Source organism: Rhodosalinus sp. (assembly GCF_041685465.1).
In the GTDB taxonomy this organism is placed as follows: domain Bacteria; phylum Pseudomonadota; class Alphaproteobacteria; order Rhodobacterales; family Rhodobacteraceae; genus Rhodosalinus.
The window spans coordinates 1-9,700 of sequence record NZ_JAWLFS010000110.1 but is presented as its reverse complement, the minus strand read 5'-3'; the positions used below and the strand labels follow the sequence as shown (position 1 = coordinate 9,700).

Here is a 9,700-nt window from a genome sequence, read left to right as displayed (position 1 = left end):
GTGGTCGCGGGCAACGTCGAGACCAGCCAGCACGTCACCAACGCGCTCTTCGGCGCGCTGGGCGCCATGGCCAACAGCCAGGGCACGATGAACAACCTCACCTTCGGCAACGCCCGCCACCAGTATTACGAGACGCTCTGCTCCGGCAGCCCGGCAGGCGTGAGAAACGACGGCACCGGCTTCGCGGGGACCGACGGGGTGCATGTCCACATGACCAACTCGCGCCTCACCGACCCGGAGGTGCTGGAACTGCGCTATCCCGTGCTGCTGGAGGACTTCCGCATCGACCCGGGTTCGGGCGGCGCGGGGCGCTTCCCGGCGGGCGACGGCACGACGCGGCGCATCCGGTTCCTCGAGGACATGGAGATGGCGATCCTGTCGTCGCACCGGGATCGCCCGCCGCAGGGGCTGAACGGCGGTGCCGCGGGCCGCGTCGGCCGCACCGAGATCAGGCGCGCCGACGGCACGGTCGAGGCGTTGCGCGCCGCGGATCAGGCGAAACTCGCCCCCGGCGATGCCGTGGTGGTCACGACGCCCACCGCCGGGGGATACGGGCCGGCGGAGGAGGGATAAGGGCGGGCGACCGCTCGCGGAAGGCGGAACGCGGCCCTGACCGGTAGTCCCGCGGAGCGCCGCCCTGCCCTTGCACGACCCGGTCGCGTCGAGATCCGCGGCGCGTCTCCGCGCGCGCGAACGACAGCCCGTGCACTGGCGTAGGCTTCCCCGAGGCCCGCGCGCCAGCACGTTTGGCAGACACCGGCCCTGCCCCCGAGCGTGGATCAGGGCCCCGAAGCCCCCTTTGATGCGACTGGTGCACCGCGATCCCGGAACACGCGAGGCAGCGGTGCGGGCGGTGCCGCTCTACCGAACGCCATCACGCGTCCGGGTCGGGGAAGCGCATCCCGACGTCCTGGCGCGACAGGGCCCGGTCGGGGCGCGGGGCAGCATGGCGGGACCACAGCATGCCTGTTGCGCGACGCAGGTCCGTCACATGCACAGCACGTGCTGACGCCTGAGACAAGGAGGGGAAACCTCCGTCGTCAGCCGGAGGTGCGAGGGCCGCGGCCGGGTGCGCGGCCGGATTCCAGACATCCTGTCGCACCGCCTGTCCAGTCGCCGAGACACCGTTAGGTCATCGCGAGTGTACATGAACGTATGCAAAGAGGAGCGATCCATGGAAAACCTGTCAGTGGGGCAGTACGAACTGATCTACAACGCGTTTTCGTTTGCGTTCGCGACCCTCGCGGCGGCCACGGTCTTCTTCTGGCTTGGTCGCGGTCAGGTTGCGCCGCAATACAAGACGGCGATGACGATCACCGGGCTGGTGACCTTCATCGCGGCTTATCACTACTTCCGCATCTTCGAGAGCTGGAACGCGGCTTTCGACGTCGCGGACGGCACGATCGCGACCACCGGTTACGCGTTCAACCAGGCCTATCGCTACGTCGACTGGCTGCTGACCGTGCCGTTGCTGCTGGTCGAACTGATCCTCGTCATGGGGCTGAGCCGGTCGGAGACGGTGTCGCGGGCGACGCGGCTCGGACTTCTCGCCGCGCTCATGATCGCCCTCGGCTACCCGGGCGAGGTCGCGACCTCCGCCGGAGCACGCTGGTTCTGGGGTATCGCGTCGATGATCCCCTTCCTCTGGATCATCTACGAGCTCTTCGTCGGCCTGTCCGAGTCGATCGAAAGCCAGCCGGAGGATGCGCGCGGTCTCGTGAGCGCGGCACGCTATCTGGTCGTCGGGAGCTGGGCCTTCTACCCGATCGTCTACTTCGCCGGGGCCGTGGGCCTCGATGGCGCGACCGCGACGACGGTGATCGAGGTGGGCTACACCATCGCCGATCTCGTGGCCAAGGCCGTGTTCGGGGTGCTGATCTTCCTCATCGCACAGAGGAAGAGCGTGGCCTACTTCGAGAAGATGAAGGCATCGACGCAACCGGCCGAGACGGCGTCGCCGCAACCGGCCGAGTAACCACCGGGGCCGCCCGCGGTGACGCGGGCGGCCACCTTGCGCGCGACGTCACGATGCCGGGATATCGGAATGCCACGTCACACCAGTGCCGTCCTTGACCAGATCGACGAGAGGATGATCGACCTCTGCGGCGCCGGACCCGTCGGGGCGGGCGCGCAGTATCACCTGTCCACCGGGGGCAGCCGCGTGCGGGCCCGCCTCGGGCTGGAGGCGGCCGGGGCGTTGGCGCTTGCGCCCGGCGCGGCAGAGGCGTGCGCCGTGGGCCCCGAGCTTCTGCACAACGCGTCGCTGGTGCATGACGATCTGCAGGACCACGACGCCACACGTCGCGGACATCCCGCGGTCTGGCGCCGGTTCGGTCCCGCGGCGGCGGTCTGCGTCGGTGACGTGATGATCTCGGCGGCCTTCGCCGCGATGGCGTCTCATCCCGATCCAGCAAGAGCGATCGGGCTCATGCATGCGGCCATCGCGCGCACGGCAAACGGACAGGCACGGGACCTGCGCAAACCGTGTCTCGACCTCGACGCCTATCGCGCTCTCGTGGCCGAGAAGACGGGCACGTTGATCGCCCTGCCGGTCCGGCTGGCCCTGGCGGCCGCGAACGCGCCCGGCGACAGCCTCGCGCTCGAGGTCGGCGACACGCTGGCCTTCGCCTATCAGGCCATCGACGACATCCGGGACCGCGACGCGGACCGCGCCTCGGGCCGGGTCAACCTCTGCACGCGTCTCGGGACCGGCGACAAAGGCGTGTCGCTGGCCCGATCCGCCGCGCGCGACGCGCTGCACGCCGCGCGACATCGCGCGGCAGGGCTGCCGGGACAGACCGGGGCGTCCTTCTGCAACCTCGCTGACCGCATGGACAGCAAATTGACGGAGCATGCGAATGCCGCGTGACACGAGTTTCGGACCGCAACAGCGGGCAATCGTCGCTGGTGCGGGCTTCGGCGGGATCGCAGCCGCCTTGCGCCTGCGGGCGCGCGGCTACGACGTGCACCTGATCGATCGCTGTTCCCGTCTGGGAGGCCGGGGGCAGGTTTTCGAGCACGAGGGGTTTCGCCATGATGCAGGCCCGACCGTGCTGACGGCGCCCTTCCTGTTCGAGGAACTCTTCAGCCTGTTCGACAGGCGCATGGCGGATTACGTGGATCTGGTGGAGCCCGATCCCTGGTACAGGTTCCATTTCCACGACGGCGAGACCTTCGATTACGGCAAGACCGAAGCCACGACCGAGGCAGAGATCGCGCGGCTGTCGCCCGGCGACGTCGCGGGTTACCGCCGCATGGGCGCATGGTCCAAGAAGATCTACGACATCGGCTTCCAGCGTCTGTCGACGACGCCGTTCCACTCGGTCGGGTTCATGCTTCGGCAGGTTCCGCACCTGCTTCGCCTGCGGTCTTACGAAAGCGTCTGGGGGATGGTCAGCCGCTTCATCAAGGACGACAGGCTGAGGCGGGCCTTCTCGATCCAGCCGCTCCTTGTCGGGGGCAACCCGTTCGATACCACCGCGATCTACGGCATGATCAACCATCTCGAGCGCACGCACGGCATCTGGTTCGCCATGGGCGGGACCGGTGCGCTCGTCGATGCGCTGGACCGTCTGATGCGCGAGGAAGGCATCACGATCTCGCTCGACACGACGATCGACCGGATCGATGTCGAGGACGGGCGCACCACCGGCGTCGTTCTTGACGACGGCCGGCGTCTCGCCTCCGACATCGTGGTGTCGAACATGGATCCGGTGCACGTGTACCGGAACATGCTTCCCGCCGAGGTGCCCGCGTCCACCGCGAAACTGCGGTCGCGTCACGGGAGGCTGTCGATGGGTCTTTACGTCCTGTTCTTCGGCGCCAAACGAACCTGGCCGGAGGTCGCCCACCACACCGTCTGGTTCGGCGAGCGGTACAAGAGCCTGCTGAGCGACATCTTCCATCGCAAGGTTCTGGCCGAGGATTTCTCGCTCTACGTGCATCGCCCGACGGCGAGCGACCCGAGCTTCGCGCCCGAGGGCTGCGACAGCTTCTACGTTCTCTGCCCGGTGCCGAACCTGGCCGGGGGACAGGACTGGTCGGTGGAGGGCCCGAAACTGCGGGACCGCATCGTGCAGGCCCTCGATGAAACCATGCTGCCCGGCCTGTCCGAGACGATCACGGCAGAGTTCGCCATGACGCCCGAGGATTTCAGATCCGACTATCTTTCCGTGGATGGCGCGGGCTTCTCGTTGTCGCCATTCTTCTCGCAGTCGGCATGGTTCCGCTTCCACAACCGCGCAGAGGGCGTCGACGGCCTGTATTTCGTGGGGGCGGGAACGCATCCCGGCGCCGGGCTGCCGGGGGTGGTGTCGTCGGCCAAGGTGCTCGACTCCCTGGTTCCGGCGGCGGTCCGCGTCGAATGACGCCCGAAGAGGTCATGAAGCGCCACGCGCGCAGCTTCGCGCCGGCGGCCATGCTGCTGGACCGGCGCGACCGCGCGCGGATCGCCCGGCTTTACGCGCTTTGCCGCACCGTGGACGACCTGGCCGATACCGTCGGCGGGGCGGAGATCCGGGAGCGGCTGCGCCGGCTGGCGCGGGATCTGGACTGCGCACGGAGCGCGGACCCCCTGGTGCGCGAGGCCCGCGATCTGCTGTCGGATCGCGCTGCGGGTCTTGCCGCTTTCCGCCACCTCGTCGAGACGGTCGCGGAGGATACCGGGCCGCTCGCCATCCGGAACGAGGCGGAACTCGATCGCTATTGCGCCGGTGTGGCCGGCACGGTCGGCGTCATGGTCTGCGCACTCTTCGACGTGGACACGCGCTGGCACCCGGCCGCGACCGATCTGGGCAAGGCGATGCAAATGACCAACATCTGCCGCGACGTGCAGCCTGACGCCGAGGCGGGTCGCCGCTACCTGCCCGCCACGCTGTGTCCGCACGCGCCCTCGGCCATCGCCGCCGGTACGCCGGAGGCGGCGCGCGACGTGCGTGCGGCGGTCGCCGAGCTCCTGACGCGGGCCGATGCGCTTTACCTGTCCGGTCGTTCGGGGCTTCCCGCCCTTCCGTTGAGGCTCCGGCTCGCCGTGGCGACCGCGAGCGGTCTCTACGCCGGCATCGGGGACGAGTTGCGCGCGCGCGCGTGCGATCCGCTGTCGGGCCGCGTCTTCGTGCCTGCGCGCAGGAAGTTTCGGCTTTCGCTTACCGCCGTGGCCGGCCAGCTGCAGGCCCGCCGGACCCCGCCACATGAGGGCCACCATGCCGCGACCTGACGTCGATATCGCCATTCTGGGTGGGGGCTGCGCGGGGTTGAGCGTCGCGGTCCGGCTTGCAGCGGCCGGACGCAGCCTGCGCGTGATCGAGCCGCGGGAGACGTATTGCGAAGATCGCACCTGGAGCTTCTGGCGGACCGCGCGGGACCCGTTCGAGGATTGCGTCCGCACCTCCTGGACGACGTGGGACGTGACCGGGCCCACCGGAACTGTCCGTCGCGCCTCGCGGGACCTTCGGTATCAGACTGTCGGAGCGGGCGCATTCTACGACCGGGCCCAGGCGCTGATCGACGACACCCACGGCGCCGAGCTCTGTTCGGGAACGGCGGCCCACGACGTGCACGAGACGCCTCATGGCTGGCGGATCGATACCGATGCCGGCCAGCTCAGCGCCGGCCATGTCATCGACACGCGCCCGCCGCGGCGGGTGCCCGGTTACGGGCAGTTCTTCCTCGGCCGCGAGATCCGCACCGAAAGGCCCGTCTTCGATCCCGGCGTCGTCCAGTTGATGCAGTTCAGGCCCGCGCGCAGCGCTGGTGTCGATTTCGTCTACATCCTGCCCTACGCGCGCGATCTCGCGCTGGTGGAGGTCACCTCCTTCGCCCCGAGATCGCCCGGCCGCAACGTGTTCGAGGCATGGCTGCAGGAGGAAATCGACCTGCTCGAGACCGGCCGACACGAGGTCCTGCGCGAAGAGCACGGTGCACTGCCCATGCAGGTGGGCTTTCACGACCCTTCGCCGGACGGGTGCATTCGCATGGGTCTGGGCGGCGGTGCCGCACGGCCCTCCACGGGCTATGCCTTCACGCGCATCCAGCGACAGGCCGATCTCGTCGCGCGCGCCCTCGATCAGGGCCACGACGTGCCGGCAGCGCTCGACGGGCCCTTCAGCCGCTTCATGGATCGTGTGTTCCTGCAGGTCATCCAGACGGTGCCGGACCGCGGGCCGGCCCTGTTCGAAAGCCTGTTTCGCAACACGGCCTCCGACCGGCTGGAACGGTTCCTGTCCGGCTCGATCCACCCGGCGGACCGCCTTTCGGTGATGACGTCGCTTCCCGTGCTGCCTTTCCTGCGCGCCGCCCTCGTTCCGGCATGATCGCGGCGCACTGGCAGACGGCTCTGTTCGCGCTGGCAGGCCTCGGCATAACGGCCCTCTACGCCCTGTTTCTGCCGCCGTTGCCGATGCAGGTGGTGCTCCTGGCGCCGCTGGTCGCGATCCTCGGGCTACCGCATGGGGCGCTCGACCTGCCCATCGCCGAGGCGCTCTGGCCGCTCGACAGCCCCGGCAGGAAGCTCATGTTCGCAGCCCTCTACCTCGGCCTGTCGGGCGCGGTGGTGGGCGTCTGGCTGCTTCTGCCGGCGGTCGCGCTTCTGGCGTTCCTTGCCTACTCGGCGCTGCACTTTTCCGACGACTGGGCCGGCGAGGTGCCGTCGTTGCGCTGGTCCGGGGGGCTGGCGACCGTGGGAGCGCCGGCGCTGCTCCACCACGGCGAGGTCGAGACGATCTTCGCGGTGCTCGCCCCGCGAGAGGGCGCCGCGCTGGCGAGCGATGCCGTGGCGCTGGCCGGCGCCCTGGCACTCCTGATGCTTGCCGCGTCCGTGCTGGCGTCGCCCCGTGCGCGCGGGGCGGCCGCGCTGGAGCAGGCCACCCTCTGGGCGGTCGCGGCCGCGCTGCCACCGCTGATGTATTTCGCCGTCTACTTCTGTGCCCTGCACTCCATCCGGCATTTCACGGCCACGATGGCCGCGGTCCCGGATGGGCGGCGTGCGCTCCTCGTCGCGGTCGTGCTGTCGGCGATGGTGACCCTCGTCGGCCTGCTTGCGCTGCGTTACGGCGCGACCGGGACGATGACCACGATGAGCGAACAGGGCATCCGCGTGATCTTCATCGGTCTGGCCGCGCTGACCGTGCCGCACATGATCCTGGTGGATCGCTTCCGTCGCACCGACAGCGCACCCGCATGACGTCGGGCGTTCTGCAAGACATGGCCCGGGAGCGATGACTCCCTTCACCCGATCCTGGCGCATGCGTCCTGGCCAACGACGATCGTGACAGCCTCCGGCTTTCCGGATCCGGGCCCGAACGCCGGCCGGGGCCTTTGCCGCGACATCGAAGGGCCCGCCAAGCTCATCCCGAGGATCGTCTGAACGATCGCTTCAGCTTCGCTGGGTTTCGAGCCGAGGGTGTCCGGCATGGGGGCTTCAGCCGGTGATGGCAGTGTTCCCGGACCATCTCGCAGCCCGAGGGGCCACGTCGCGGCCGCCGCCAGAGCCGGCCGCCGGAAAGCGCCGGAGAAGAAAGGGGCAGGAGGGCTCACCCGAGGACATTCCAGCACCTGCCAAGGGATGGAGACCGGGCTCACGGTCCGTCGCCTCGGGACCATGGAGGACAGGCGGGCGGACCCCTGCGCGCGCTCGCGGCGACGATCGTGTCGGGCCGCTACAGGACGCCGGATCCACCCCCGGCAATCGGGACGCCAGGCCCAGACCGGACAGGACGTTGCACCCAGGCGGGGTCTCCATGTCTGCACGCATGGACCGCTTGCAAAGGTGCCCTGCGCGCCACATCGACCCTGACGGGCGCAGGGTGCCGCTTGCGCCGGGCTCGCGCACCGACACAGGTTACCGACACCGCCGGCTCGAGCGTTCCGACGTCGGAGACACCTTCGCCCCTCCGTAAAGGTGCCGACCGAACGCGCGGCGCTCCGGCGGAGGGCGGGCCGCGCAGGAGGGCCGGGAAGGTACGGGACGGCGCTTCCGCCTCAGCCGTGTTCCTTGAGCAGGCGCTGTTTCTGACGCTGCCAGTCGCGTTTCGCCTCGGTCTCGCGCTTGTCGGCCTTCCGCTTGCCCTTGCCGATCGCGATCTTCAGCTTCGCGACGCCCTTGTGGTTGAAGTAGAGGACGAGCGGCACCAGCGTCATGCCCTTGCGCTGCGTCTCGTTCCAGAGCCGGGCGAGTTCGCGCCGGTGAACGAGCAGCTTGCGGCGGCGGCGCTCGTCGTGGCCCCAGGTCTTGGCCTGTTCGTAGGGCGCGACGTAGCTGTTGACGAGCCAGAGCTCGCCGTTCTCCACCGCCGCGTAGCTCTCGGCGATGTTCGCGCCGCCTTCCCGGAGCGATTTCACCTCCGAGCCCTGCAGGGCGATGCCGCATTCGATCTCGTCCTGGATCGCGTAGTCGAAGCGGGCGCGGCGGTTTTCCGCCACGACCCTGTAGTTCTTCGACGCGCTGTCGTCCTTCTTCGCCATGACGTGGCGATGTAAGCCTTCCGGCGTGCCGTGTCCAAGGCGATCTCGCGGTCCGCGACCGCGGCCGGCGCTTCGGGGAGCAGTGAAAGCGGATGCTGGACGCGGCGCGCGGCGGTGATAGGGTTTGATCAAATCCCTCGCCGTGGAGTGCACCGCATGAAGGACGACAACTTTCTCAGGGAGAACAACGCCCGCCATCTCTGGCACCCGATGGGCCATCCGGGCGCCGCGCAGGCCGAGGGGCCGCGAATCGTCCGCTCGGCCGAGGGTGTGCGCATCACCGACATCGACGGGCATTCGGCGGTGGACGCCGTGGGCGGCCTCTGGTGCGTGAACCTCGGCTATTCCAACGAGCGGGTGAAGGAGGCGATTGCGCGCCAGCTTTCGGAGCTGCCCTATTATTCCGCCTTCGCGGGCACCTCGAACCCCGCGGCGATCGAGGCGAGCTGGGCGGTGCGCGAGGTCTTCGCCGAGGACGGCATGGCGAGGGTCTTCTTCACCTCGGGGGGGTCCGATTCGGTCGACACCTGCCTGCGCCTCGCACGGCAGTACCACAAGCTCCGGGGCGAGCCCGGGCGCATCAAGTTCCTGTCGCTCAAGAAGGGCTACCACGGCACCCACTGGGGCGGCGCGAGCGTGAACGGCAACGCGCGCTTCCGCACCGCCTACGAGCCGATGCTGCCGGGATGTTTCCACCTGCCCTCGCCCTACACCTACCGCAACCCCTTCGACGAGACCGACCCCGACCGCCTCGCCGAGCGGATCGCGGCCATGGCCGAGGACGAGATTGCCTTCCAGGACCCCTCCACCATCGCCGCCTTCATCATGGAGCCGATCCAGGGCGCGGGCGGCGTGATCGTGCCCCCCGCGCGCTTCATGGGGCTCATGCGCGAGATCTGCGACCGCCACGGCATCCTGATGATCTCGGACGAGGTGATCACCGGCTTCGGACGCACCGGCGACTGGTCCGGCGCGCGCCACTGGGGCGTGAAGCCCGACATGATGAGCACCGCGAAGGGCATCACCTCGGGCTATTTCCCCGTCGGCGCGGCGCTGGTGAACGAGCGCGTCGCCGAGGTCTTCGAGACGGCCGAGGCCGCCGGCGCGATCTACCACGGCTACACCTACTCGGCGCACCCGGTGGGCGCGGCGGCGGTCGTCGCCTGCCTCGAGGAGACGCGCCGCCTCGACACCAAGGCCAACGCGGCGGCGCGGGGCGCGCAGCTCTTCGAGGGCGTGC

9 protein-coding genes are annotated in these 9,700 nt (G+C 69.3%); 8 read left to right on the top strand and 1 reads right to left on the bottom strand.

Annotated elements, in window-relative coordinates; translation table 11 throughout:
- From ACESL7_RS08905 to ACESL7_RS08875, 7 genes are all read left to right on the top strand, one after another.
- On the top strand, window positions 1-573 hold a 573-nt coding region (locus ACESL7_RS08905), incomplete at its 5' end, for a hydantoinase B/oxoprolinase family protein (RefSeq protein ID WP_372892967.1).
- Between the two features lie 601 nt (window positions 574-1,174).
- Window positions 1,175-1,975, top strand: a complete 801-nt coding sequence (locus ACESL7_RS08900; protein ID WP_372892966.1) for a bacteriorhodopsin-like — start codon at window positions 1,175-1,177, stop codon at window positions 1,973-1,975.
- A gap of 69 nt (window positions 1,976-2,044) precedes the next feature.
- A complete protein-coding gene (locus tag ACESL7_RS08895) occupies window positions 2,045-2,869 on the top strand; it encodes a polyprenyl synthetase family protein (protein WP_372892965.1) in 825 nt (274 codons plus the stop codon).
- On the top strand, window positions 2,859-4,367 hold the full coding sequence (crtI, locus tag ACESL7_RS08890; protein WP_372892964.1) for a phytoene desaturase family protein: 1,509 nt from the start codon (window positions 2,859-2,861) through the stop codon (window positions 4,365-4,367). Before ACESL7_RS08895 ends, crtI begins: the two co-directional genes overlap by 11 nt.
- Window positions 4,364-5,215, top strand: a complete 852-nt coding sequence (locus tag ACESL7_RS08885; RefSeq protein ID WP_372892963.1) for a phytoene/squalene synthase family protein — start codon at window positions 4,364-4,366, stop codon at window positions 5,213-5,215. Before crtI ends, ACESL7_RS08885 begins: the two co-directional genes overlap by 4 nt.
- Window positions 5,202-6,311 carry a lycopene cyclase family protein gene (locus ACESL7_RS08880; RefSeq protein ID WP_372892962.1) on the top strand — a complete coding sequence of 370 codons (1,110 nt, stop codon included), beginning with the start codon at window positions 5,202-5,204 and terminating at the stop codon, window positions 6,309-6,311. Before ACESL7_RS08885 ends, ACESL7_RS08880 begins: the two co-directional genes overlap by 14 nt.
- The gene (locus tag ACESL7_RS08875; protein ID WP_372892961.1) at window positions 6,308-7,180 is read left to right on the top strand and encodes a Brp/Blh family beta-carotene 15,15'-dioxygenase; all 873 of its coding nucleotides are present in this window, start codon (window positions 6,308-6,310) and stop codon (window positions 7,178-7,180) included. The genes ACESL7_RS08880 and ACESL7_RS08875 overlap by 4 nt, the downstream gene beginning before the upstream one ends.
- 797 nt (window positions 7,181-7,977) lie before the next feature.
- On the opposite strand, the gene smpB is transcribed toward ACESL7_RS08875, so the two are convergent.
- Window positions 7,978-8,460: an SsrA-binding protein SmpB gene (gene smpB, locus ACESL7_RS08870; protein WP_372892960.1), complete on the bottom strand. Its 483-nt coding sequence runs from the start codon at window positions 8,458-8,460 to the stop codon at window positions 7,978-7,980.
- A 156-nt stretch (window positions 8,461-8,616) separates the two neighbouring features.
- On the opposite strand from smpB, the gene ACESL7_RS08865 reads away from it, so the two are divergent.
- On the top strand, window positions 8,617-9,700 hold a 1,084-nt coding region (locus ACESL7_RS08865), incomplete at its 3' end, for an aminotransferase class III-fold pyridoxal phosphate-dependent enzyme (RefSeq protein WP_372892959.1).

Excerpts from the sequence above, each read along its gene's own strand:
- ACESL7_RS08900 (WP_372892966.1), top strand. The coding sequence starts at position 1,175 with ATGGAAAACCTGTCAGTGGGGCAGTACGAACTGATCTACAACGCGTTT.
- ACESL7_RS08895 (WP_372892965.1), top strand. The coding sequence starts at position 2,045 with ATGCCACGTCACACCAGTGCCGTCCTTGACCAGATCGACGAGAGGATG.
- crtI (WP_372892964.1), top strand. The coding sequence starts at position 2,859 with ATGCCGCGTGACACGAGTTTCGGACCGCAACAGCGGGCAATCGTCGCT.
- ACESL7_RS08885 (WP_372892963.1), top strand. The coding sequence starts at position 4,364 with ATGACGCCCGAAGAGGTCATGAAGCGCCACGCGCGCAGCTTCGCGCCG.
- ACESL7_RS08880 (WP_372892962.1), top strand. The coding sequence starts at position 5,202 with ATGCCGCGACCTGACGTCGATATCGCCATTCTGGGTGGGGGCTGCGCG.
- ACESL7_RS08875 (WP_372892961.1), top strand. The coding sequence starts at position 6,308 with ATGATCGCGGCGCACTGGCAGACGGCTCTGTTCGCGCTGGCAGGCCTC.
- smpB (WP_372892960.1), bottom strand. The coding sequence starts at position 8,460 with ATGGCGAAGAAGGACGACAGCGCGTCGAAGAACTACAGGGTCGTGGCG.